The following is a 23,666-nucleotide window of genomic DNA, read 5'->3' on the forward strand; positions in this document are numbered from 1 at the left end:
GATACATATGATTATACAATTTTCAGATTTAATTTCACAAAGAGAAAGAAGAAAAGAGATCAATGTAACATATAATTTAGCTCCACTTTATTTTGATGGAGATAAAATTAAAGCTGTTGAAGCTGTAGAAGTAGAGGGAGAAATAACTTCTAATTCAGATGTTATAGTATTGACTGCTTCAGTAAAAACAAAGCTTGAACTGCATTGTTCAAGATGCCTAGAGGCCTTTATCTATCCAATAGATATTGATATAGAAGAAAGGTTTACAAATAATAAGGAACTTCAAGAAGATGAAGAAGTTATATTTGTAGATAGTGATAAAATAGATATCACTGAAATTGTTGAAAATAGTATTATTTCAACCTTACCTATTAAGAGACTTTGCACAGACGACTGTAAGGGACTTTGTCACCAATGCGGCAAAAATCTTAATGAAACTTCTTGTCAATGCACGACAAATGATGTAGACTTAAGACTGGCAAAGTTACAAGAGTTGTTTGGAAATAAGGAGGTGTAATAATGGGAAATCCTGCTAGAAAAACATATAGAGCAAAGAGAGATTCAAGAAGAGCTCAAACTTTTAAGTTAAGCTTACCTGGAATAGTTGAGTGTCCACAATGTCACGAAATGAAATTAGCTCACAGAGTTTGCAAAAACTGTGGATTCTACAAAGGCAAAGAAGTAGTTGCTTCATCAGAAGAATAAAGAAAGTCTAATGACTTTCTTTTCTTTATATATAAAAATAAGGGGCGATGAGTATTATGAAAATAGCTGTAGATGGTATGGGTGGCGATAATGCACCTAAGGCAGTAATAGAAGGTGTTATACAGGCTTTAAATGAATATAATGGAATAGAGTACTATATAACAGGTCCTAAGGAAAAAATAGAAGAGGAACTAAAGAAATATAAGTATGATGAAAGTTTAGTAAAAGTAATAGATGCAAAAGAGGTGATTTCGCCAAATGAGCATCCTGTTATGGCACTAAAGAGAAAAAAAGATTCTAGTATATGCAAAGCTTTAAAGCTTGTTAAAGATAAAGAATGTGATGGAGTAATATCAGCGGGGAGTACTGGAGCTTTTTTAGCAGGTTGTACTTTAATAGTTGGTAGAATAAAAGGCGTAGAAAGACCAGCATTAGCACCAATAATGCCTGGAAAAAATGGTAGTTTTATGATTGTTGATGCAGGGGCAAATGTTGATTGTAAACCTAACTATTTAGTTCAATTTGCACACATGGGTAAAATTTATTATCAAGGAGTTCTTGGAAATAATAATCCATCAGTAGGGTTAGTTAATATAGGTGCTGAAGAAGAAAAAGGAAATGAATTAACTAAAGGTGTTTATAAACTTCTTAAAGAAGAGAAAAATATAAACTTTATAGGTAATGTAGAACCAAGAGATACATCAAAGGGTGATGTAAATGTTTTAGTATGCGATGGGTTTGTTGGAAATACATTATTAAAGATGTATGAAGGTGTAGCATCAACACTTTTAGGTATGATAAAAGAAGAAATTTTATCTTCAGGAATAATGAGTAAGTTAGGTGCTGGGCTTTTAAGTCCTGTATTTAAAAAGCTGAAGGTTAAATTTGATTATAAAGAATATGGTGGAGCACCATTTTTAGGAGTAGAAGGTATTTGTATAAAGGCTCATGGAAGTTCAGATGGGAAAGCTTTTAAGAACGCCATAAGACAAACAAAGCTATTTTATGAAAATGATGTTTTAAATAAAATAAAAGAAGAGTTACAAAATAATATATAATTTATAAATATGTATATTGACTATATAAATAATATATAATATTATCTAGTTGGATACATTTAGGAGGTGAAATAAATGTTTGAAAAAGTAGTAGAAATAATAGCTGAAAAGTTAAGTATTAGTGAAGATAGTATAACTATGGAAGCTTCATTTGTTGAAGATTTAAATGCTGATTCATTAGACCTAGTTGAACTTATGATGGCTTTAGAAGACGAATTAGATATGGAAATTCCTGATGAAGAAGCAGAAAATTTCAAAACTGTTGGAGATGTGGTTAAGTATTTAAAGAGTCATGTTGAAGAATAATATAATCCCGCTATCTTAGCGGGATTTTAAATTTAAATAATATGTTAACTAAATATTACTTAGAGAATATATGGTTATGATATAGGGACTATATTATATATTGGTTTATTCTTGAATTTGTTAGTTTAAGCAAATTGAAGAATAAACTTCAAGGAGTGTATTAAAATGAGTAGATTTAATATAAGGGAAGTTGAAAATTGTATTGGACTGACGTTTAATGAGCCAAAACTTTTAAAAACAGCATTAACTCATAGTTCTTATGCAAATCAGCATAAAGATCAAGAGTATAATGAACGATTTGAGTTTTTAGGAGATTCTATATTACAATTATGCATTACAGAATACTTATTTTTAAATTATAAAAATAAAAGTGAGGGAGAACTTACAAAGATAAGAAGTTTAATTGTTTGTGAAAACTCTCTTTATGAAATAGGAAAAAAATTAAATTTAGGATATTTTATTAGAATAAGTAGAGGCGAAGAACTAACAGGTGGAAGAGAAAGAGTATCAATAATAGCAGATGCTGTTGAAGCTTTACTTGCAGCAGTATACTTAGATAAGGGATTAGAGTTTGCTAAAGATTTTATAATAGGCCATTTTGAGAGTATTATTAAGAAGGCTATAAATAATGATATTGTTTTAGATTATAAAACTAAGTTACAAGAAGAACTTCAAAAGTCAGGTGAAGTATCAATAGTATATGAATTAATAAAATATGAAGGACCACCACATAGAAGAAAGTTTTATACTTCTGTTGTTATAGATAATAAGGAATTTGGAAATGGTGATGGCTACAGCAAAAAAGAATCAGAGCAAAATGCTGCTAAGGAAGCTTTAAATAAATTGGAGGAAGTTAATGGGTAAAAAATATTATATTATACCTATATTTATTTCACATCAAGGATGTCCACATCAATGCGTATTTTGTAATCAAAACAGAATAGCAAAAGTTGTTAATGATGTAACAGGAAAAGATGTTAGAGATACAATAGAAGAATATTTAAAGACTATAAATTATAAAGAAGCTACAGTTGAGGTTTCTTTCTTTGGAGGTACTTTTACTGCTATAGATGTAAATAAACAGAAGGAGCTTCTTTCAGTTGCTAAAGAATATAAAGAAAAAGGGTATATACATAAAATAAGAATGTCTACAAGACCAGATGCGATAAATAGATACATATTAAGCTATTTAAAAGAGTATAAAGCTGACATTATAGAACTTGGAGTACAATCTTTAGATAATGATGTTCTTAAATTATCAGGAAGAGGTCATTTGGCAGAAGATGTATATAATGCATCAAAGCTTATAAAAGAATATGGCTTTACTTTAGGTCATCAAATAATGCCAGGTTTACCAGGAGATTCATTTGAAAAAGACATACAAACTGTAAAAAAATCAATAGAAATGAAGCCGGATATATGTAGAATATACCCTTCTTTGGTAATTAAGGATACTCCTATGGAAGATATGTATAAAAGGGGAGATTATACTCCATATACATTAGAGGAAGCTATAAATGTTTCTAAAGAAATGTATAAGTTATATAATGAGGCGAAAGTCCAAATTATAAGAATTGGCCTTCAACCAACAGAATCTATTACATGGGGAAAAGATATTGTAGATGGACCTTTTCATCCAGCGTTTAGAGAATTAGTTGAAGGAAGTTTATTATGTGATAAAATTAATAATTGTATATTAGAAAATGAAGATATAATAATTGAGTTAAACTCAAAAGATTTAAGTAAACTATATGCAAATAAAAAAATGTATTTTAATAAATTAATTAATACGCACAAAGGAAAAATAAATATTTCTACCAATGATAAACTAAAAAGAGGAAATCTTAAGGTTATAGTAGTCAAAAGAATAGAAGAGGTTAATATATAAGGTAGGCAAATAAAGCCTACCTTATATTGATATTTTATCTTATTTACTATAAACTTAAATAGAATGGGAGTGGTATTATGAAGAAAAAAACAAGGCAAACAATGATATATGTAATTACAATAATTATGGTAATTATGTTTTCGCTTAGCATAATAGTAGCTTTAGTATAGATAAGGAGAGTACCTATGTTTTTAAAGTTCTTAGAGATTAGGGGGTTTAAATCTTTTGCAGATAAAACCCAATTGAAATTTAAAAAAGGTGTAACTGCTGTAGTTGGACCAAATGGAAGTGGAAAAAGTAATATATCTGATTCAGTTAGATGGGTTTTAGGTGAACAAAGTGTTAAAACTCTAAGGGGCGGTAAAATGGAAGATGTAATTTTTGCAGGAACCCAATTTAGAAAACCTGTAGGATTAGCACAAGTTTCATTAACCTTGGATAATACAGATAATTCTTTAGAGACGGATTATTCAGAAGTAACAATTACAAGAAGAATTTTTAGATCAGGTGAAACTGAATATTTAATTAACAATCATAAATGTAGATTAAAAGATATAAACAACTTATTTATGGATACAGGTATTGGAAAAGAAGGATATTCTTTAATAGGACAAGGTAAAATAGAGGCTATTTTAAGTGGAAAGCCTGAAGAAAGAAGAGCTTTATTAGAAGAAGCAGCAGGTATTGTTAAGTTTAAATCAAGAAAAGAAGAAGCAGAAAAAAAACTATCAAATACTGAAAATAATCTAGTAAGAATTAGAGATATAATTTCTACATATCAAGAGAGAATAGAACCATTAAAAATAGAAAGAGAAAAAGCTTTAAAGTATAAGTCTTTAGCAGATGATTTAAAAGGAAAAGAAATATCACTAGTAGTACATCATATAAATAGTATAGAAAATGATTTAGAAAAAATATCTTTAGATATAGAAGAAAGAAATAAAATTATAAATGAAAAAAGAGAAAAATTAAACAAAGATAAAAATGAATTATTGATATTAGAAAATAAAATAGAAGCTTTAGAAAAAAGAAATAGTGAAGAGAAAGCTGAATATTATAATATAAAGGAAAAAAGTAATCAAAGTTTAAAAGACATAGAAATTTTTCAAGAGAGAATTAAGAATTTTAAAGAGATTTTAGAAAAAGATAATAAAGAAATAGAGTTATTGGAAAAATTCTTAAATGTTTCAAATGATGAAAAAAATAAACTTGGAAAAGAACTTGAAATTAAAATTAAAGAACAAATAGAAAAAGAATCTACTCTTCAAAAAATTGAAAAAGAAATACAGGAATTAAATAAAAATGTAAATTTATTGGAAAGAGAAAATTCTTCTTTAAAAGAAGAGGAATTTGAACTTTTAAGAAAGACTTCAGAAATAAATAATGAAATATCAAGTTTAACAAAAGATATATTAAATAAAGAAGAGTTAGAGATAACAGGTGAAGGAACCCTTAAGACTTTAGAAGGTAACATAAGTATTAATTTAGCAACTATTGTAGAATTAAATAAAAATATAATAATATTAAAAAGTGAAAGAGAAAGTTTAAAACAAGAAATAATAGAAAATAAAAAGAAAATAACTTTATTAAGTGGTAGTATAAGTAAAAAAGAATGTGCTATTAGGGATATTGCTAGAAATATAAATACTTTAGAGGGGAAATTAAGTACGCTTAAAGACTTAGAAAAAAGTTACGAAGGCTATCAAATGTCAGTTAAAAGACTTATGGAGAGAATAGAGAAAGGGCAAGTAACTGGACATAAAGCTAAAGTATTAGGAGAAATATTTACAGTAGATAAGAAGTATGAAACTGCAATAGAAATAGCATTAGGTAGTTCTATCTCAAATATAATTACAAGGGATGAGGAAAGTGCAAAGTATTTAATTGATTACTTAAAGAAAAATTCTTTAGGAAGAGCAACTTTCTTACCATTAAATATAATAAAAGGGAATAAATTATCGCTTTCAACAGAAGTCCAGTTAGTAAAAGGTTTTTTAGGAATAGCGTCAGATATAATAAATTTCAATCCTATATATAAAGAAATTATGGATTACTCTTTAGGGAAAACTATAATAGCAGAAAATATGGATGCAGCTCTAAAGATATCTAAAATAGGTAAATATAAGCTTAGAGTAGTTACACTAGAAGGAGAAGTAATAAGTCCTGGTGGAGCACTAACTGGTGGTAGTATTTATAAAAAAAATAATTCTACAATTCTTGGAAGAAGAAGAGAACTTCAAGAGTTAGAAGAGGCTATAAACTTAAATAAAAATACATATAATGATGAAATAAAGAATCTGAATTTATTAAAAAGCGAAATAAATTTAATAGATGAGGAAAACTTAAATAAAAATGATGAAGTTCATATAAAAAATATAGATATTACAAAATATGAAAGTGAAATAAAAGCTTTAGAAAATGAAGGTCAAAAATTAAAGAGTTCATTAGAAATTTCTAAAAAAGAGTTATTATTTAATAGAGAAATATTAAATAAATTAAAAGAGCAAATAATAATAAAAAAGGAAAAACTTAATAATCTAAAAAAAATAAATAGTAATAATAAAGAAAAAGAGATTGAAGTAGAGAATTTACTGAAAAAGAAAAAAGAAATTATAGAAAAGAAAAAAGAAGAAGCTATAGAAATAAAAATTAATAAAGCAACTTTAGATGAAGTAGTTCAAGGAAAAGAGTGGGAAATAAAGAGAAAAGAGAGGGAAGAGAAGGAAAGAGAAGAGAAGATTTTAACCCTAAAACAAGAATCTATAGAAAAAGAGAAGAATATAGTTTATTTAGATAAACAAATCGAAATAAAAAAAGAATTAATAGATAATATATCAAAAAGGGTTTTAGAGTTAGAAGAAAAGTTTAAGGTTGATGAAATAGAGAGAATATCATTAAAAGATAGACTTAAAATAATAGAGGGATTAACTAATGAATTAATTGAAACAATAAGATCTTTAGAAGTTGAATTAAATAAAAAGGAAATTCAAAATGCAAAAGAAGAAAGTGAAAGAGATTCTTATTATAAAAAGTTAAATGAGGAATTAGACTTAACTTTAGCTGAAGCTTTAGAGGTTGCATATGAAGTAGAAAGTGTATCAAAAATTAAAGATGAAATACTAAAGTTAAAATCAAGTATAACGTCCTTAGGTACAGTAAATCTTGCATCTATAGTAGAGTATGAAGAAGTTTGTGAAAAATATGAATTTATGTCATCTCAAGAAGAAGATTTAAATAAAGCAAAAGAAGAACTTTTAAAAGTAATTGGAGAAATGACATCTAAAATGCAAGTTTTATTTAGTGATAATTTTAAAATATTAAATAAAAATTTTAATGAAACCTTTAAAGAATTATTTAAAGGAGGAACAGCAGAACTTATATTATGTAATGGAGATGAACTTACAGCTAACATAGATATAAATGTTCAACCTCCCGGTAAAAAGCTTCAAAACATAAATTTAATGTCAGGTGGAGAAAAAGTTTTATCAGCAATAGCACTTTTATTTGCAATTTTAAAAATGAAACCAACACCATTTTGTATATTAGATGAAATAGAAGCAGCTTTAGACGATGCCAACGTATATAGGTATGCTGAATTTTTAAGAGAGTTTTCTCAAAATATTCAATTTATAGTTATTACTCATAGAAAGGGTACAATGGAAGCTAGTGATATTATGTATGGTATTACAATGGAGGAAAAGGGAGTTTCAAAAGTTGTGTCAGTAGATTTAAGTAAAAATAATTAGGAGGATAAAAATATGTTTGGAAAATTTTTTGATAATTTAAAATCAGGACTTTCAAAAACTAAAGATGCATTAACAGATAAGATTAATGAAGCTTTAAAAATTGCTATTACAATTGATGAAGATTTATATGAGGAATTAGAGGAAATTCTTATAATGTCTGATATAGGAATGGATACTACAATAGAGATAATAGATAGATTAAAAGCTAAAATAAGAAAAGAAAAGATAAATGAACCAAGTGAAGTATATCCAGCTTTAAAAGCAGTTATTAAGGAAATGCTTTTAGATGGAGTAAAGGAAAAAGAAAAGTCTACAGGAAAAGAAGTCCTTTTGATTATAGGGGTAAATGGAGTTGGAAAAACAACTTCAATTGGTAAGTTAGCAGCCAAAAATAAAGCAGAGGGTAAAAAGGTTTTATTAGCAGCAGCTGATACATTTAGAGCAGGGGCAATAGATCAATTAGTTGTTTGGAGTGAGAGAGCTGGGGTTGATATAGTAAAACATCAAGAGGGATCAGATCCAGCAGCGGTAGTTTTTGATGCAATAACAGCATCAAAATCAAGAAATATAGATTTATTAATTTGCGATACAGCAGGAAGACTTCATAATAAGAAAAACTTAATGGACGAACTGGGTAAAATAGGAAGAATTGTTGAGAGAGAATATGAAGGTTCCTCAAAGGAAACTTTATTAGTATTAGATGCAACAACAGGTCAAAATGCAGTAATTCAGGCTAAACAATTTATGGAGGTTTGTCCTATTGATGGTATAATATTGACCAAGTTAGATGGAACTGCAAAGGGAGGAGTTGTAATTTCTATAAAAAACTCTTTAAATATCCCAGTTAAATATATTGGTGTTGGGGAAGGTATAGATGATTTACAAGAATTTGATGCAGAAAGTTTTGCAGAGGCATTATTTTAAAAAAATAAATTTAAATATTTAAATACTTATATATTAGATACTCTTGTTTTTATAACTTTAAAAAGATAATAATGTGTTAAGTAAAAATACTTGACAGGGATAAATAGTTTTGTTAAAATCTCTGTTGTGGGTAAGGTGATTAGTATGGAAGATAGGGTTGAGATTTCACTATTAATGGATCTCTATGGTCCCTTGTTAACAGAAAAACAATATGGCATTATGGAGCTTTATTATAATGAGGATTTATCTTTAGCGGAAATTGCTGAATTGAATAACACAAGTCGTCAAGCTATCCATGATTTAATAAAGAGATGCTATAAGCAATTTTTATCCTATGAAAGTAAACTTAATTTACTTAAAAAAAGTATAGAGCAAGAAAATATAATTATAAGTCTTTTAGATGAAATTAATAGTAAATATTCTCTTTCAAAAGAAGATTACGAAAAATATAAAAATAAATTAGAAGATTTATAAATCATAGGAGGGTTAACATGGCTTTTGAAGGTTTATCAGATAAATTACAGGAGGCTTTTAGAAAACTTAAAGGCAAGGGAAAGCTAACTGAAAAAGATATAAAAGAAGTCATGAGAGAAGTAAAACTTGCGTTGTTAGAAGCTGATGTTAACTTTAAAGTAGTTAAGAAATTCGTTTCGAATGTCAGCGAAAAATGTGTTGGCAGTGAAGTTCTTGAAAGTTTAACTCCAGGGCAACAAGTTATAAAAATTGTTAATGACGAACTTACTGATCTTATGGGTGGTAGTGAAAGCAAAATAAACTTTAATACTGTAGGTCCTACTGTTATAATGATGGTTGGATTACAGGGAGCTGGTAAAACCACAATGAGTGGAAAGCTTGCACTACAATTAAGAAAACAAAATAAAAAACCTTTATTAGTAGCTTGTGATATATATAGACCAGCAGCTATTAAGCAATTAGAGGTTGTAGGAAAGCAAATTGATATTCCAGTTTTCCAAATGGGAGATAAGGTTAATCCTGTAGATATAGCAAAAGCAGGTATAGAACATGCAAGGGAAAATGGAAATAATGTAATAATAATAGATACGGCAGGTAGACTTCATATAGATGAAGAACTTATGGGAGAACTTAAGTCTGTTAAAGAAGAAGTTAAACCACAAGAAATTTTACTTGTAGTAGACTCAATGACTGGGCAAGATGCTGTAAATGTTGCTGAAAGCTTTAATAATTCACTTGATGTTTCAGGTGTTATATTAACTAAGTTAGATGGGGATACAAGAGGCGGTGCGGCTTTATCCATTAGACATATGACTGAAAAGCCAATTAAGTTTATAGGGGTAGGAGAAAAAATGAGTGACTTTGAAGTATTCTATCCAGATAGAATGGCTTCAAGAATTCTAGGAATGGGAGATGTACTTTCATTAATAGAAAAAGCTCAAGCAGCCTTTGAAGATAAAGAAGCTCAAGATTTAAGTGCAAAAATGTTAGAGAATGATTTTAATTATGAAGATTATCTAACTGCAATGGAGCAAATGAAAAAGCTTGGATCTTTAAGTAAGATAATGGAAATGCTTCCAGGAATGCCGAAAGAAATGAAAGATATTGATTTTGATGCAGGAGAAAAACAACTTGGAAGAGTAAAAGCTATAATATATTCAATGACTCCAAAAGAAAGAAGAAATCCTAAGCTTTTAGCTGGTTCATCTTCAAGAAAGAAGAGAATAGCTAAAGGATCAGGTACATCATTACAGGAAGTGAACAAACTCATTAAAGGCTATGAAATGATGAGAAAGCAAATGAAGCAAATGAAATCATTACAAAAGAAGTCTAAAAAAGGAATTTTTGGAAAATTACCTTTTATGAGTTAATATAAATTAACTTATCCTTTAAAGGAGGTGAAAATGACATGGCAGTAAAAATAAGATTAAGAAGAATGGGAGCAAAGAAAGCACCTTTCTACAGAGTAGTAGTTGCTGATTCAAGAAGCCCAAGAGATGGTAGATTCATCGAAGAAATAGGTTACTACAACCCATTAACAGAACCAGCTGAAATCAAAATCAATGAAGAAAAAGCTACTAAATGGGTACAAAATGGTGCTCAACCTACTGATGTAGTTAAGAGACTTTTTGCTCAAGCAGGATTAAATAAGTAATTTTTAGGAGGTGAACTCTGTAATTATTATAATAGTTACAGGTGTTTATGAAGGAATTAGTTGAAGTTATAGCTAAATCCCTTGTGGATAATCCAAACGAAGTTCATGTTAATGAAGTTCAAGGAGAGCAATCACTTATTCTGGAACTAAAGGTTGCTCCTGCGGATATGGGAAAAGTTATTGGTAAACAAGGAAGAATAGCAAAAGCTATCAGAACTGTTATCAAGGCAGCAGCAATAAAGGAAGACAAAAAAGTAGTAGTAGAAATTATTGATGTAAAGAGTTAGGATATTCCTAACTCTTTTTACACATAAATAAAATTAAATAAATGAAAAGAATTAATATATATATGATTCCTTTCATTTTTTTAATTTAAAAAATTTTTAATATATTATACGAGGTGAAAAAATTTGAAAGAAATATTAAGGGTAGGAAAAATAGTTAATACTCATGGCTTAAAAGGAGAAATGAAGGTCATACCTCTAACTGATGATCCTAAAAGATATAAGGAGTTGGAATTTGTATTAATAGATGGGATAAAAAGAAATCTAGAAGGCTGTAAATTTCAAAAAGATAGAGTTATAGTAAAGATTGAAGGTATTGATAATATAGAGCAGGCTGAAAAATTTAAAAATAAGTATATTGAAATACCAAGAGAAAATGCTGTTGAACTAGAAGAGGATTGCTATTTTATTACTGATTTAATAGGATGTGAAGTTTTTGATACTAATGGGAAAAATCTTGGTAAAATTTATGAAGTATTACAAACTAAAAACAATGATGTTTATTGGATAAGAGAGCCTAAGGAGTTATTGATTCCTGTACTTTTAGATATTGTAGAAGATATTGACATAGATAATAGAAAGATTACTATAAAACCAGTAGGAGAATGGCAAGATGAAGATTAATATCCTAACTTTATTTCCAGAAATGTTCGATTTATTTAATCATAGCATTATGGGAAAAGCGCAGGAAAAAGGATTAATAAAAATTGAGCCTATTAATATTAGAGATTTTACATTAAACAAACATAAAAAGGTAGATGACTATCCTTATGGTGGTGGAGCTGGAATGGTTATGACACCACAGCCTATAGTTGATGCTATAAGACATTGCAGAAAAAACAACAATGGAATGGTTATATTTTTAGGACCAAGAGGAAAAACCTTTAATCAAAGAATTGCAACAAAGCTTTCAAAAGAAAAAGAATTAATATTTATTTGTGGTCATTATGAAGGAATAGATGAACGAGTTTATAAGCACATAGATATGGAAATATCTTTAGGTGACTTTATATTAACTGGTGGAGAAATGGCTGCGATTCCTGTAGTTGATTCTATATTAAGACTTATTCCAGGAGTTTTAAATAAAGAAGAAAGTCATATGGATGAATCATTTTCTGATGGGCTTTTAGAATATCCTCAATATACAAGACCAGAAGAGTTTGAAGGAGATAAAGTACCACAAGTTCTTCTTTCAGGACACCATGAAAATATTAGAAAATGGAGAAGATTACAATCTTTGATTATAACAAAAGAAAGAAGGTTAGATCTTTATACTAAATTAGAGATTACAAAAGAAGATAAAAAAATATTATTAAAAAATAAAGAAATTATTGAAAAGTAATAATAATTATGTTAAAATAACCTTTGTGTTAGTACGGGCGGTCCTCTGTCAAGAAATTTGTTAAGAACGTCAAAATAATTATTCAAGGAGGGACTTACACAATGAACGAAATATTAAGAGCTATTGAAGCAGAACAAATTAGAACTGATCTTCCAAACTTCCATGTTGGAGATACTGTTAAAGTATATGTTAAGATCAAAGAAGGTTCAAGAGAAAGAGTACAAATGTTTGAAGGAACAGTTATAAAGAAGCAAAACGGTGGATTAAGAGAAACTTTCACTGTAAGAAGAGTTGCTTATGGAACTGGTGTAGAAAGAACATTCCCAATTAACTCACCTATAATAGAAAAGATGGAAATCACTAGAAGAGGTAAAGTTAGAAGAGCTAAGTTATTCTATTTAAGAGATAGAGTAGGTAAGGCTGCTAAGGTTAAGGAATTAATGACTAGATAATTTTATATTTAGTAGATAGAAGGGACTTTGTTAAAGTCCCTTTTTTCAATATATAAAGTAAACTTATATTTATATAAGGAATATGTAAAGAATAAAGTAGGATATAATATAGATAAGTAATATAGGAGGAATATAAAAATGGCTGTAATTAATTGGTTTCCGGGGCATATGAAAAAAACCCAAAGGGAAATAAAAGAAAATTTGAAACTTGTTGATGCTGTAATAGAAATTAGAGATGCTAGAATCCCAAGAAGTTCTGCAAATCCAGACATAGATAAATTATGTGAGGGAAAGCCTAGGATAATTCTTTTAAATAAAAGTGATTTAGCTGAACCTAGAGTAATGAAAATGTGGATAAATCATTTAACTTCAGAAAATGTTAAAGTTATTGAAGTTAACTGTTTAACAGGTAAGGGACTAAATCAAATAAAACCAGTTTTAGAAGGATTGTTAAAAGAGAAACATGACAGGCTTAAGTCAAAGGGATTAGTTAAGATACAAATGAGAGTAATGGTAGTTGGTATACCAAATGTAGGAAAATCTACTTTTATAAATAAGATGGCAAAAAATAACATTGCTAAAACAGGGGATAGACCAGGAGTTACTAAGAGTAAACAATGGATAAAAACAAAAATGGATATAGAGATGATGGATACTCCAGGAGTTCTTTGGCCAAAATTTGAAGATGAAAATACAGCTTTGAGTTTAGCTTTTACAGGGGCTATAAAAGATGAAATAATGGATATAGAAGAATTATCTTATAATCTTGTTAAAAGACTACAAAATCATTATGGAGATAAATTAAAGGATAGATATAAGCTTAAAGAAATAAATGAAGATCCACTAGAAACATTAAATGATATTGCAAGAAGAAGAGGATGTCTTATAAAGGGTGGAGAAATAGATTATAATAGAATTGCAGTAATACTTCTAGATGAGTTTAGAGGTGGTAAAATAGGGAATATATCATTAGAACGTCCAGATGATTCCTTTGAAGAGAAGGAAGAAGAGGTAGAAAAATAGTGAACATTTTAGAAATGAATATTAAATCTTTAAGTTATAGTAATATAAAAGAAGAAATTTCAAAAATAGATGTGAAACTAATTTATAAGGAAGAAATATTTGAAGAAATTATAAAAACACTTACATCTGATTGTAGAAAGAATGTACAGAGTTTAGGTGTAAAGCTTAATAAGGAAAAGGAAAAGTTAGAAGCAGAAATTATTAGAGTAAAAAATATGTATGCTTTTGATAAGTCTTTTGGAGCGTATAAATACATAGCTGGAGTGGATGAGGTGGGAAGAGGACCACTTGCAGGGCCTATTGTAGCGTGTGCAGTTATTTTAGATTTAAATACACTAGATGATAATATAATATTATGGCTAAATGATTCTAAAAAATTATCAGAGAAAAAAAGAGAAGAATTAGCTATAATTATTAAAGAAAAAGCTTTAGCTTTTCATATAGCAGAATGTTCAAATAAAGAAATAGATAAAAAAGGAATAGCTTATTGTAATAATAAGATATTTTTAGAAGCGTGTACATCAATGAAAATAAAACCTGATTTAGTACTTTCAGATGGATATTTAGTAAAAAATATAGAAATAGAAAATAAATCAGTTATTAAAGGGGATACAAAATCAGCTAGTATTGCGGCAGCTTCAATTGTAGCAAAAGTATATAGAGATCATTTAATGAAAAGATATGCGGAAAAATATAAAGGTTTTGCTTTTGATGAAAATGCTGGTTATGGTACTACTAAGCATATTCAAGGGTTGAAAAAAGTTGGGCCTTGTGAAATACATAGAATATCTTTTTTGAAAAATATATTATAATTAATAGTCCCTAAATGCATCTTCTAAATGATTAATAATATAAGTATTATTAATATTATTAAAAAATATTTCAACGACATCAAATCTACAATTATATTGAAAGAGTTTTTTATAATTTATAAAAAATTTGCATAAGTTAATAATTTGTTTTTGTTTAGAGTAGGTTACAGATTCTTTTGGAGTTCCATAAAGATTGCTGTACCTACTTTTTATTTCTATAAAAATAATAATCCCATCTTTTTTGCATATTAAATCAATTTCTCCAAATTTATTTCTATAATTTTTTGCTAAAGTATAATAACCTTTATTTTTTAGGTAGTTATATGCAATTTCTTCACCATAATTTCCTATATCTTTATTGTAATTTTTCATAATATAACCTCCGTTTAATATATAATATTGACAAAAAAATAAATAAGAAATCATATTTTAAAAAAAGTTAGTTAAATATTTTATTCTATGTCAATACTCTTAAGGGGTGATTTATATATGTCAATAGAATTAATAAGTGCAACACATAATGGTCTTGATGGAATTTTAATTAATGTAGAGGTGGATATTGGAAAGGGACTCCCAAGTTTTAGTATAGTAGGGTTACCAGATACTGCTATAAAAGAAGCTAAAGATAGAGTAAGAGCAGCTATAACTAATAGTGGGTTTGACTTTCCGCTTGGAAGAATAACAGTAAACTTAGCACCAGCTGATATTAGAAAGATAGGATCGCTTTTAGATTTGCCTATTGCAATTGGTATTTTAATGGCATCAGAACAAATTTTTAAAAAGGATCTCATAGATTTTATAGTTTTTGGAGAGTTATCTTTAGCTGGTGAGTTAAAAGGTGTAAAAGGAGCATTGCCTATAATATTTGAAGGCGATAATAATTGTAAGAATAACTTCATATTTCCTTTATCCAACTTAAAAGAAATTAGATATTTTAATTTAGGGAATTTTTATCCATTTAAAAATCTAAAGGAAGTTGTATCATTTATAAACAATGAAGATTTACTTCCTTATGAGTTTAATACTGATGATAAAATATTTAAAAAAGATATATTAGATTATGGAGAAATAATAGGCCAAAGAACATCTAAAAGAGCTATGGAAATTGTGGCAGCAGGAAAACATAATATTTTTCTTTTTGGTTCACCGGGATCAGGAAAAACAATGCTTGCAAAGGCTTTACCATCTATACTTCCTCCTCTTAATAAGGAGGAAGAAAAAGAGATAGCTAAAATTTATAGTGCTTCAGGTTTGTTTACAGGAAAAGATGGAATAGAAAGGCCTTTTAGAAACCCTCATCATACAATAACAAAAACTGCACTAGTAGGAGGAGGAAAAGAAGTGAAAGCAGGTGAAATAACACTAGCACATCATGGAATATTGCTTTTAGATGAAATATTAGAATTTAAAAGAGATGTTATAGAAGTACTTAGACAACCTTTAGAAGATAAAGTAATAAACATAAATAGATTAAATGGAAGTTATGAATTACCTTCTAATTTTTTACTAGTAGGTACCTTTAATAGTTGTCCTTTCAAATATTAAGTCTGACATATTCCAAGAAATATGGATATTGGGAACTAAACTACCACAGTCTATTTTATTATCTATAATAATTTCTTTAATAAATAATCTTATTACTTTCATTTTTTCTTCATCCGTTAAAGTATCAATTTTATTTTTATAGTAAGCAATAACATTTTTCATATTATTTATTATTTGAGTTTTATTTTCATACTCTGATAACTTTTCTTTAAGTTCATCTACAAATTTTAAGTGTATAGATTTTTCATTATTAATATCTTTTAATTGTTCTTCTAACTCGACTTCGGTAATTAGATTTTTTCTATAAAGCTTTAAAATATTAGACTTTTCAGTATCTAAATATTTAATTTTATTTATAATAGCATTTAGTTCAATTTTAGATTCAGAAAGTTTATCTAAAGATGAATTTTTAATTGTATACTTATCAAAGTCCAGCATTATAAATTTACATACATCCCATATATATGTTTCAATTTCATCTGAATTTATATTTAGATTTGTACATTTAATTCCATATAGCTTTTTATTTGAACTTTTTTTTCCACTACATGAATATACTGCATTTCTATCTTTATAAAAAATACCATAGTATGTACTATTACAATGCTTACATTTAATTAACGTTCTTAATATAAAAGTTCTATTTGGACTATTTCTTTTAGATATCTTTAGATTTTCCTTTCTTAATTTTTTAGCTATATCATATATTTCAACAGGAATTATAGCAGGAACATTTCTTATTATAGTTTCTTTTCTCCTGGTAGATCTTTTGCCATATTCATGTATTCCTATATAAGTTGCACTGGATAATATTCTTTGAATGGTAGAAATTGACCAAAGACTCTTTTTCTCTTCTTTATTTCTTTTCCCAGTTCCCCTAGCAGCATAGTTACAGTCTATACCAGTACTATTTAAATAGACGGCTATATCTAAACCTGAAAGTCTATCGTTAATATACATATCAAATATCTTTCTTATTACTATAGCTTCAATTTCATTTACTTTAAGAAATTTATTTTTATCTACATAATAGACATAAGGAACAATTCCTCCAAGCCATTTTCCTTGTTTAGCTGCTCTAGTTGCACCTAGGAACATTCTATCTAAAATATTATTACGTTCTAATTCGGCCATATTTAGATAGGTTATAAATTGAAATCTACCAGTAGGTGTATTAAGGTCAAATGGTTCAGTAATAGATATAATTTCAACATTATATTTTCTAAGTAATTCTACAGCACTTAATCCAGATAGAGTATCTCTACCAAATCTATCTATTTTCCAAACCAATATAGAAGTGAAAAGTCCTTTTTTAGCATCTTCTATTAATTTTTTTCCAGCAGGCCTATTTTCAAATGATATAGTACCAGATATACCATCATCAAGATATTCTTTAAATTTCTCAATATCTTCTTTCATTTCTATATAGGTATTAAGTATTTCTATTTGATTTTCTATAGTTTCTCTTTCTTTTTGATCATCTGAAGATACCCTGCAATATACAGCGATTTTTTGTTTAGTAGTATATCCTTTTACATTTTTTTCTAAGATTAATGACATCATTATTACCACCTTCATAAAATTTTGTAAATAAGTATTTTCATTTGTAATATTATTTTGGAGGAATATTACAAATGAAAATACTTACATGGAATGCAAGAATTGAAAAACAATTAACATTAATACAATTAGAAGCTTTAACTAATATATCAAAAAGTACACTAAATAATATAGAGAATGGAAAAGTGTTTCCAAGAATAGATCAACTAGAAAAAATAGCTAAAGCTACAGGGAAACATATAAGTGATTTATATGAATCAGAATACAAATAAGTTTATCACAAAAAAGGTAAACTAATTCAGTATATAACAATATTTCCAAAAATAAGGAAATATAAAGAAAAAAATATATTTGCATATTTTTAAGTGATATAATGCACAAGAAAGGGGGAGGATTAATGAAAAATAAGGTAAATATATCAAAAGAAAAATATAAAAAAATAATAAAAGATATGGTTGAAAAAATTGATAACATAAAATTACTAGAAAGAATATACAAATTTGTTATGTACATATATATAAATAGCCAGTAAAAAACTGACTATTTATTAGTAAAAATATTAATAAGACTTTCAAACTCATACCAATTATCATCATCAAAAGTGGACAATCTTTTCAATACATTCTTAGCAAATTCATTATTACCATTCAGAATATCATTAAGTAGCTCTAATGTGTTATCATTAGAGCTATTAAACATCTCACCTTCACCAGTTGTCAGCCAGATGTAATCAACTCTAAATTCACGACAAATTAATTTAATCATTTGCTCTGTACAGTTTCTATGACCACTTTCTATTTTTGAAATACCTGGACCAGTAACACCTAATTTTTTCCCAAACTCTTCTTGACTAAGCTTTAAAGCTTTTCTTAATTCTTTTATTCTACAGTTCAAAATAATCACTTCCACAACTATTTAATAAAAATATTTTTTATATAATTTTTTAAAATGTCCCTACTCTCTTTATCTAATTTTAAATACTCAAGTATTATTTTTTTGTCTAATTCATCAAGATTATACTCAAGAGCTAATTCATCTAAAATAACATCAGGGATATTAGCAAACATATCCCCTTCACCAGTAGTAAACCAAATATAATCAACTTTAAATTCACTACAGATAAGCTTAATCATTTGCTCGGTAAAATTATTTATTCCCTTTTCTAAGCGAGAAATACTTGACTTTGTAACGCCTAACCTTGCCCCGATTTCAGCTTGGTTAACATTAAGTGTTTTTCTAATTAATTTTAATCTTTCATTCAACAGTTATCACCTCCTGAAACATCTGAAATGATATCTGCAAATCTGTAGTTGATAAAAATAGTTTTCATTAAATTTACAGTATATAACTTTAAAGGTTCACTCAGGAAGTATTTTTCCGACAATTCCATAACTATTTAATCAAAACATGTTTTATATAATTTTTCAAAACATTTCTACTTTCTTCATCTAATTTCAGATATTCAGATATTAAATTTTTATCCATTTCATCTAAATTATGTTCGATTACCAATTCATCTAAAATAGTTTCAGGAATATTAGTAAACATTTCCCCTTCACCAGTTGTCAGCCAGATGTAGTCTACATTAAATTCACGACAGATAGCTTTAATAGTTTGCTCAGAGAGATTTCTCCTACCACTTTCGTGCCCAGAGACGGATGATCTAACAACACCGATTTTTTTTCCGAATTCTTCTTGAGTTAAATTTAAAGCTTTTCTAATTAATATAACTCTTTCATTTGTATTCAAATAACCACCTCCCAGTAATAGGATAATACAAAAAAGACGCATAGTCAACAAAAAATATTTTATTAGGTTGACAAGCGTCTAAACGAAAGGTATAATAGACGCATAGACAACAAAAACAAAAGGAGTGATACAAATGGATAATATTTTTAAAGATTCTCAAGAAATAAAAGAAATAGCAACAATACTTAGTGCTTTAACAAATGAGGAGAAAAGAGAAGTTAAAGGATTAATTAAAGGTCTAGCTATAGGAGTAAAGCTTTCTAAAAATAAACCAAACAATAAAATTAACTAGAGGTGTGATATGGAAAAAGTAGAGAATAAGGAAACTAGTATAGAAGTAGTTATCAAGACTGGTAGAAGAAAAATGTATATTACAAATACTTTTACTGGTAAAGATGTAAGGAAAGAAGCTGCTGACATAATATTAAAGAATGATAAAACTTAATAAAAATAGGTAAAAAAGGAGGATGGGAAACTTGAAAAGTTTAAAAGGTCTAACTTTAAAACAAAAGAAATTTTTATGTGAGCAAGGTTTTAAACCAGGAGATTTCTTATTAGAAAGAGTTACTGCTGATGATTATGTATTTTATAACATTCATACTAAGCAGTTGATGGAAATAAGAAGATAACTTATTGAAAGAAGGAGCTCTTGAACGTGAAGAATTATCTAATGAAGAAAAAGAAATAGCTCTTAAAATACTAAAAGATTTGGAAGGTACATTAGTAATTAGAGCTAATTCAATTCTGAAATTTTGTTTAAAAGCTATTCAATACAATAAAGTTAAGCAGCGAGTTTAAAATTTAGAGCTAATATCAATAAGAGAAGAGGGTTTATAAATGAATAGAATAGATGTATTAAAAAATTTAGAGATAGAATTAAATACTTATAAGGCTTTAATTCAACTAGAAAAAAATGATTCATATAGGAAATGTTTAAGAGAAAAGATAGATTCTTTAGAATTTGCTATAGGAGAAATAAAATCTTCAATTCCTAAAGTAAAAATACATGAGTTTTTAGATAGTAATAAAAATTGGTGCATTAGAGTACATGTTAATGATGAATTAGTAGACAGTAAGAATATTGAATTTATAAGTGAAAGAAAAACCGCTCCCGAAGTACCAGTTCAAGAGCAGTCTAAAGGAGAATAAAATGCTTAGAAATATAGTATTAATTATTTCAATAATAATAATGATATTGATATGTGAATTAATCGAGAAGTACATTAAATTTAAATCTCAAAAAACGAAGAGTAAATTAATTGGTTTAATTATACCAATTATAATTTGTATGATTATTACTACATTATTTTACTAACATTTATTCTAGATAGGCTTAACATAATCACCAATTTTAACATCTTTAAATGGTTCTAATTTTTTATCGCCTACTTTTAAGTGTATGCCATCATCAATTCTTCCAAGATTAGAAAATGTTTGAATATCAAAAGGTGTAACAGTTTTAAAAGAATCTGATTTTATAGTGCACATTTCATCATGAATAAAAATAATAGTGCCAGTGCCTTTAGTTACTTCAAGCCTACCTAATAATTTATTTGTATCTGGATGGTATATTTCTTCACCATCAAGAGAATAGATTAGAAAACGTTGATGTTCTCTAACTCCATCCAATTTACCACCAGTTATTACGATAGTATATGGATCAATAATTTTTGCAACTTTGAATATTTTTGCCATAGAAATACCTCCTAATATTTTAACTCATTTATTATTTTTTTAGTAACGGTTGGTTTTATAACTATATTATTAATAGCTTTCAATGATGTGATAAATTCATTTTCACTATTTAAAATTGATTCAGATAACATATGAGGTTCGATTTGAATATAACCATCATTTTGTATATTTATTACTATACCATAACCTATTAGATGTTCAAATCCATCTTCTTTTAAGTAAATAGATATTATTGAATCATGAGCGATTGCTTTGTTGGGTTCACATAAAAATATATTATTTGTAAATTTAATAGTTGATAGATTAATATTATATGATTTTTCTTTGGAGTTAAGTATGGTGATGGCAAGTAACCAGAGAAAGAAAAAACAAAAGTATAAGGTTATTACAAAAATCCAAGTATGTATCATACTATCTGGCTGGAGTACCCAAAGAAAAATTGATGGAACTAATGCTATAAAAATTGAGAAAAAATTTACTGAAGATTGAATATATTTTTTAATGTCATTGATGATAAACACCCCCTTTCAACATAATTCTACCATATGTTAGGGGAACATATCAAAAAGGAGAAGTTTATATGAGAAGTTTAGGAATTGTAAGAAAAGTAGATGTAGCAGGAAGAATACCTAAGGTAAAAATACATGAGTTTTTAGATAGCAATAAAAATTGGTGCATTAGAGTACATGTTAATGATGAATTAGTAGACAGTAAGAATATTGAATTTATAAGTGAAAGAAAAACCGCTCCCGAAGTACCAGTTCAAGGGCAGTTGTTAAAAATCCATAGAAACCTTAAAGCTATTCAATTTCGTGTAACAGCTTATTCATTAACTATTATGATTATGTTAAATATATTAGTCCACTTGTTGAACTAATTTTTGTAAAGAATTATCAATACTTTCTAATAATTTTAATTGTAAAGATTGATTTTCAATAATTTGTTTATTTTGTTCTATTTGAATTTGGGAAGTATCATCATATATTGCAACAAAAAATTGTATTATCGTCACAATTGCGGCAACAAATTCAATAAAAGTAATAAGGTCAAGTTTATTTGAAGAAGATTCAACTAATTCATCACTAATTATCTTAATATCTTCTTTGCATGCGGTTATATCTTTGGAAAAATTATTAGGAAAATCATTTATTTCTACTGAATTATATATTTCATCAATTGTTTCTATAAATAAAGATTTATCAATAGATTCTAAAGTATCTGTAGAATATAAAGAAATTGTCTTTAAGTTATTAAGAGCATCTAAAGCAAGATTAGACATAGTTTTATTTATAGTATCAACCATTTCTTTATTAGTTTCATTCATATAATTTATTAGAGGTTGAATTGATAAGTTAATAGAGCTATTTAATGCTTCTAAGCTTGGTTTAATATAATCACCTATAGTAATCGTAGGCAAAGAAAGTTTAATAAGAGAATTAAGCTTTTCAGAAAGAATGCTATAGTCAGGACCTAGCTGATTAGAATTTACAGACAAGTTAACACCCCCTTTCAACATAATTCTACCATATGTTAGGGGAACATATCAAAAAAGGAGAAGTTTATATGAGAAGTTTAGGAATTGTAAGAAAAGTAGATGTAGCAGGAAGAATATCTATTCCTGCAGAGTTAAGAAAAAGCTTAAAGGTAAATGAAGAAGATCCATTAGAAATATACATGGAGGGTGGATGTATAGTACTAGGAAAATATAAGCCTAAATGTGCATTCTGTGGAGAAGATAGAGAAATTAAAATATACAAAGATAAAAATATATGCAAGATATGTTTGGAGGAGCTCACAAGCTTAATATGAGTATCTATATTTTAATTGTGTACGTTGAAGAAGAATGCAATCCAAAGGGAATCAAACCAACGTGGGCAGGCTTAAAGAAATTCGAAAAGGAGTGCTGGAGAAACTAATGAAAAAGATATTAATAATAAATAGTAATTCTATTCAAATAGAAAAGGCTAAGAAAAATGGTATTTTAGAAAAGTTATATAAGATTTTTAAATAAATACAAATAAATAGGATAGAGAGGGTTTTAAAATGAGTAATACTCAAATTATGTTAGATGAAGCAATTAAACATTTTGGGACAAGCGACATAGTAACTATTATGCTAAGTAATAGAAGAGATAAAGAAGTAGCTGAAGAGCAAAAAATGAAATATGAGAAATGGAAAAGAGAAAATTTAAATGTATAAGTGCTGCGGTAAATGCAAGTATTTAGATTATAGTACAAGCTTTATAAGATGCACTTATAAAAATAAACACATTACTAAAACCATGTGGTAGGTGAGTAGTAATGTGTTTTCAAGATAAGTATAAAGAAATTATTTTTATACTTATTCTATAACTAAAAAGTAGGTATGTCAAATACCTTATTATTTTTTTACTTTTTTTAAGCTTTTACCGAGCTTGTAATATGTATTATTATCTCGGACATATACAACT

35 protein-coding genes and 1 pseudogene are annotated in these 23,666 nt (G+C 27.6%); 29 read left to right on the plus strand and 7 right to left on the minus strand.

Features of this window, described 5'->3' with window-relative positions; translation table 11 throughout:
* Window positions 1–7: 7 nt before the first annotated feature.
* The 17 genes from ACYQ1T_RS12870 to ACYQ1T_RS12950 all read left to right on the plus strand — a co-directional run bounded on the left by ACYQ1T_RS12870 (window position 8) and on the right by ACYQ1T_RS12950 (window position 14,668).
* Window positions 8–517: a YceD family protein gene (locus ACYQ1T_RS12870; protein WP_459835430.1), complete on the plus strand. Its 510-nt coding sequence runs from the start codon at window positions 8–10 to the stop codon at window positions 515–517.
* A gap of 2 nt (window positions 518–519) precedes the next feature.
* Window positions 520–705 carry a 50S ribosomal protein L32 gene (gene rpmF / locus ACYQ1T_RS12875; RefSeq protein ID WP_021875537.1) on the plus strand — a complete coding sequence of 62 codons (186 nt, stop codon included), beginning with the start codon at window positions 520–522 and terminating at the stop codon, window positions 703–705.
* 56 nt (window positions 706–761) lie between these two features.
* Window positions 762–1,763 carry a phosphate acyltransferase PlsX gene (gene plsX, locus ACYQ1T_RS12880; RefSeq protein WP_459835433.1) on the plus strand — a complete coding sequence of 334 codons (1,002 nt, stop codon included), beginning with the start codon at window positions 762–764 and terminating at the stop codon, window positions 1,761–1,763.
* Between the two features lie 75 nt (window positions 1,764–1,838).
* Window positions 1,839–2,069 (plus strand): acyl carrier protein, encoded by a 231-nt coding sequence (acpP, locus tag ACYQ1T_RS12885; RefSeq protein ID WP_459835436.1) that lies wholly within the window; start codon window positions 1,839–1,841, stop codon window positions 2,067–2,069.
* Between the two features lie 165 nt (window positions 2,070–2,234).
* Entirely contained in the window at window positions 2,235–2,933 is a 699-nt protein-coding gene (gene rnc, locus ACYQ1T_RS12890; protein ID WP_459835438.1) for a ribonuclease III, read from the plus strand.
* Window positions 2,926–3,957, plus strand: coding sequence for an elongator complex protein 3 (locus tag ACYQ1T_RS12895; protein WP_459835440.1), 1,032 nt, complete (start codon window positions 2,926–2,928; stop codon window positions 3,955–3,957). The genes rnc and ACYQ1T_RS12895 overlap by 8 nt, the downstream gene beginning before the upstream one ends.
* Window positions 3,958–4,142: 185 nt before the next feature.
* Complete coding sequence (smc, locus tag ACYQ1T_RS12900) at window positions 4,143–7,703, plus strand: chromosome segregation protein SMC (RefSeq protein WP_459835443.1); 3,561 nt, start codon at window positions 4,143–4,145, stop codon at window positions 7,701–7,703.
* Between the two features lie 12 nt (window positions 7,704–7,715).
* Window positions 7,716–8,627, plus strand: a complete 912-nt coding sequence (gene ftsY, locus ACYQ1T_RS12905) for a signal recognition particle-docking protein FtsY (RefSeq protein WP_459835446.1) — start codon at window positions 7,716–7,718, stop codon at window positions 8,625–8,627.
* 144 nt (window positions 8,628–8,771) lie between these two features.
* On the plus strand, window positions 8,772–9,101 hold the full coding sequence (locus ACYQ1T_RS12910) for a putative DNA-binding protein (RefSeq protein ID WP_459835449.1): 330 nt from the start codon (window positions 8,772–8,774) through the stop codon (window positions 9,099–9,101).
* A 17-nt stretch (window positions 9,102–9,118) separates the two neighbouring features.
* Window positions 9,119–10,471: a signal recognition particle protein gene (ffh, locus tag ACYQ1T_RS12915; protein ID WP_459835452.1), complete on the plus strand. Its 1,353-nt coding sequence runs from the start codon at window positions 9,119–9,121 to the stop codon at window positions 10,469–10,471.
* 38 nt (window positions 10,472–10,509) lie between these two features.
* Window positions 10,510–10,755, plus strand: coding sequence for a 30S ribosomal protein S16 (gene rpsP / locus ACYQ1T_RS12920; protein ID WP_459835455.1), 246 nt, complete (start codon window positions 10,510–10,512; stop codon window positions 10,753–10,755).
* A gap of 47 nt (window positions 10,756–10,802) precedes the next feature.
* A complete protein-coding gene (locus tag ACYQ1T_RS12925; protein WP_459835458.1) occupies window positions 10,803–11,042 on the plus strand; it encodes a KH domain-containing protein in 240 nt (79 codons plus the stop codon).
* Window positions 11,043–11,165: 123 nt separating this feature from the next.
* The gene (gene rimM / locus ACYQ1T_RS12930) at window positions 11,166–11,663 is read left to right on the plus strand and encodes a ribosome maturation factor RimM (protein ID WP_459835460.1); all 498 of its coding nucleotides are present in this window, start codon (window positions 11,166–11,168) and stop codon (window positions 11,661–11,663) included.
* Window positions 11,653–12,381 (plus strand): tRNA (guanosine(37)-N1)-methyltransferase TrmD, encoded by a 729-nt coding sequence (gene trmD / locus ACYQ1T_RS12935; protein WP_459835463.1) that lies wholly within the window; start codon window positions 11,653–11,655, stop codon window positions 12,379–12,381. Before rimM ends, trmD begins: the two co-directional genes overlap by 11 nt.
* A 101-nt stretch (window positions 12,382–12,482) precedes the next feature.
* Window positions 12,483–12,833, plus strand: coding sequence for a 50S ribosomal protein L19 (gene rplS, locus ACYQ1T_RS12940; protein WP_459835466.1), 351 nt, complete (start codon window positions 12,483–12,485; stop codon window positions 12,831–12,833).
* A gap of 138 nt (window positions 12,834–12,971) precedes the next feature.
* On the plus strand, window positions 12,972–13,856 hold the full coding sequence (ylqF, locus tag ACYQ1T_RS12945; protein WP_459835468.1) for a ribosome biogenesis GTPase YlqF: 885 nt from the start codon (window positions 12,972–12,974) through the stop codon (window positions 13,854–13,856).
* 14 nt (window positions 13,857–13,870) lie between these two features.
* The gene (locus tag ACYQ1T_RS12950; RefSeq protein WP_459835469.1) at window positions 13,871–14,668 is read left to right on the plus strand and encodes a ribonuclease HII; all 798 of its coding nucleotides are present in this window, start codon (window positions 13,871–13,873) and stop codon (window positions 14,666–14,668) included.
* On the opposite strand, the gene ACYQ1T_RS12955 is transcribed toward ACYQ1T_RS12950, so the two are convergent.
* Complete coding sequence (locus ACYQ1T_RS12955; RefSeq protein ID WP_459835471.1) at window positions 14,669–15,040, minus strand: YraN family protein; 372 nt, start codon at window positions 15,038–15,040, stop codon at window positions 14,669–14,671.
* A 117-nt stretch (window positions 15,041–15,157) separates the two neighbouring features.
* Here ACYQ1T_RS12955 and ACYQ1T_RS12960 point away from each other — a divergent pair.
* Window positions 15,158–16,192, plus strand: a pseudogene (locus ACYQ1T_RS12960) (YifB family Mg chelatase-like AAA ATPase); the annotation flags it as partial.
* Here the strand turns inward: ACYQ1T_RS12960 and ACYQ1T_RS12965 are convergent.
* Window positions 16,175–17,791, minus strand: a complete 1,617-nt coding sequence (locus tag ACYQ1T_RS12965) for a recombinase family protein (RefSeq protein ID WP_459835472.1) — start codon at window positions 17,789–17,791, stop codon at window positions 16,175–16,177. The pseudogene ACYQ1T_RS12960 and the gene ACYQ1T_RS12965 overlap by 18 nt on opposite strands.
* Before the next feature lie 56 nt (window positions 17,792–17,847).
* Between ACYQ1T_RS12965 and ACYQ1T_RS12970 the strand changes: the two genes are divergently transcribed.
* Window positions 17,848–18,045, plus strand: coding sequence for a helix-turn-helix domain-containing protein (locus ACYQ1T_RS12970; protein ID WP_459835474.1), 198 nt, complete (start codon window positions 17,848–17,850; stop codon window positions 18,043–18,045).
* Between the two features lie 125 nt (window positions 18,046–18,170).
* Entirely contained in the window at window positions 18,171–18,305 is a 135-nt protein-coding gene (locus tag ACYQ1T_RS12975) for a hypothetical protein (protein WP_459835477.1), read from the plus strand.
* Window positions 18,306–18,313: 8 nt separating this feature from the next.
* On the opposite strand, the gene ACYQ1T_RS12980 is transcribed toward ACYQ1T_RS12975, so the two are convergent.
* The 3 genes from ACYQ1T_RS12980 to ACYQ1T_RS12990 form a co-directional block, all read right to left on the minus strand.
* On the minus strand, window positions 18,314–18,667 hold the full coding sequence (locus tag ACYQ1T_RS12980) for a helix-turn-helix domain-containing protein (RefSeq protein ID WP_459835479.1): 354 nt from the start codon (window positions 18,665–18,667) through the stop codon (window positions 18,314–18,316).
* A 17-nt stretch (window positions 18,668–18,684) separates the two neighbouring features.
* Window positions 18,685–19,035 carry a helix-turn-helix domain-containing protein gene (locus tag ACYQ1T_RS12985; protein WP_459835481.1) on the minus strand — a complete coding sequence of 117 codons (351 nt, stop codon included), beginning with the start codon at window positions 19,033–19,035 and terminating at the stop codon, window positions 18,685–18,687.
* 130 nt (window positions 19,036–19,165) lie between these two features.
* On the minus strand, window positions 19,166–19,522 hold the full coding sequence (locus tag ACYQ1T_RS12990) for a helix-turn-helix domain-containing protein (RefSeq protein ID WP_459835483.1): 357 nt from the start codon (window positions 19,520–19,522) through the stop codon (window positions 19,166–19,168).
* A gap of 133 nt (window positions 19,523–19,655) precedes the next feature.
* Here ACYQ1T_RS12990 and ACYQ1T_RS12995 point away from each other — a divergent pair, with 133 nt between their 5' ends.
* Genes ACYQ1T_RS12995 through ACYQ1T_RS13015 form a run of 5 tightly spaced genes read left to right on the plus strand, consistent with a single transcriptional unit; the run spans window position 19,656 to window position 20,671 of the window.
* Entirely contained in the window at window positions 19,656–19,814 is a 159-nt protein-coding gene (locus ACYQ1T_RS12995) for a hypothetical protein (RefSeq protein WP_459835485.1), read from the plus strand.
* A 9-nt stretch (window positions 19,815–19,823) separates the two neighbouring features.
* Entirely contained in the window at window positions 19,824–19,967 is a 144-nt protein-coding gene (locus tag ACYQ1T_RS13000) for a hypothetical protein (protein ID WP_459835487.1), read from the plus strand.
* Between the two features lie 31 nt (window positions 19,968–19,998).
* Window positions 19,999–20,151, plus strand: coding sequence for a DUF6906 family protein (locus ACYQ1T_RS13005; protein ID WP_459835490.1), 153 nt, complete (start codon window positions 19,999–20,001; stop codon window positions 20,149–20,151).
* Window positions 20,152–20,155: 4 nt separating this feature from the next.
* A complete protein-coding gene (locus ACYQ1T_RS13010; RefSeq protein WP_459835492.1) occupies window positions 20,156–20,320 on the plus strand; it encodes a hypothetical protein in 165 nt (54 codons plus the stop codon).
* 39 nt (window positions 20,321–20,359) lie between these two features.
* Window positions 20,360–20,671, plus strand: coding sequence for a hypothetical protein (locus ACYQ1T_RS13015; RefSeq protein WP_459835494.1), 312 nt, complete (start codon window positions 20,360–20,362; stop codon window positions 20,669–20,671).
* A 174-nt stretch (window positions 20,672–20,845) separates the two neighbouring features.
* Here ACYQ1T_RS13015 and ACYQ1T_RS13020 read toward each other — a convergent pair whose 3' ends face one another.
* Window positions 20,846–21,217 carry a hypothetical protein gene (locus ACYQ1T_RS13020; protein WP_459835496.1) on the minus strand — a complete coding sequence of 124 codons (372 nt, stop codon included), beginning with the start codon at window positions 21,215–21,217 and terminating at the stop codon, window positions 20,846–20,848.
* Between the two features lie 252 nt (window positions 21,218–21,469).
* Here ACYQ1T_RS13020 and ACYQ1T_RS13025 point away from each other — a divergent pair, with 252 nt between their 5' ends.
* Window positions 21,470–21,706 (plus strand): hypothetical protein, encoded by a 237-nt coding sequence (locus ACYQ1T_RS13025; RefSeq protein WP_459835498.1) that lies wholly within the window; start codon window positions 21,470–21,472, stop codon window positions 21,704–21,706.
* A 91-nt stretch (window positions 21,707–21,797) separates the two neighbouring features.
* Window positions 21,798–22,094, plus strand: coding sequence for a hypothetical protein (locus ACYQ1T_RS13030; protein ID WP_459835500.1), 297 nt, complete (start codon window positions 21,798–21,800; stop codon window positions 22,092–22,094).
* On the opposite strand, the gene ACYQ1T_RS13035 is transcribed toward ACYQ1T_RS13030, so the two are convergent.
* The gene (locus ACYQ1T_RS13035) at window positions 22,074–22,712 is read right to left on the minus strand and encodes a hypothetical protein (RefSeq protein WP_459835502.1); all 639 of its coding nucleotides are present in this window, start codon (window positions 22,710–22,712) and stop codon (window positions 22,074–22,076) included. The two genes, ACYQ1T_RS13030 and ACYQ1T_RS13035, sit on opposite strands and share 21 nt — an antisense overlap.
* 68 nt (window positions 22,713–22,780) lie before the next feature.
* On the opposite strand from ACYQ1T_RS13035, the gene ACYQ1T_RS13040 reads away from it, so the two are divergent.
* Together ACYQ1T_RS13040 and ACYQ1T_RS13045 are read left to right on the plus strand one after the other, a co-directional pair.
* Window positions 22,781–23,026: an AbrB/MazE/SpoVT family DNA-binding domain-containing protein gene (locus ACYQ1T_RS13040; RefSeq protein WP_459835504.1), complete on the plus strand. Its 246-nt coding sequence runs from the start codon at window positions 22,781–22,783 to the stop codon at window positions 23,024–23,026.
* Between the two features lie 234 nt (window positions 23,027–23,260).
* Window positions 23,261–23,416, plus strand: a complete 156-nt coding sequence (locus ACYQ1T_RS13045; protein ID WP_459834710.1) for a hypothetical protein — start codon at window positions 23,261–23,263, stop codon at window positions 23,414–23,416.
* The last annotated feature ends 250 nt before the right edge of the window (window positions 23,417–23,666 follow it).

It is taken from the genome of Clostridium carnis (assembly GCF_054657435.1).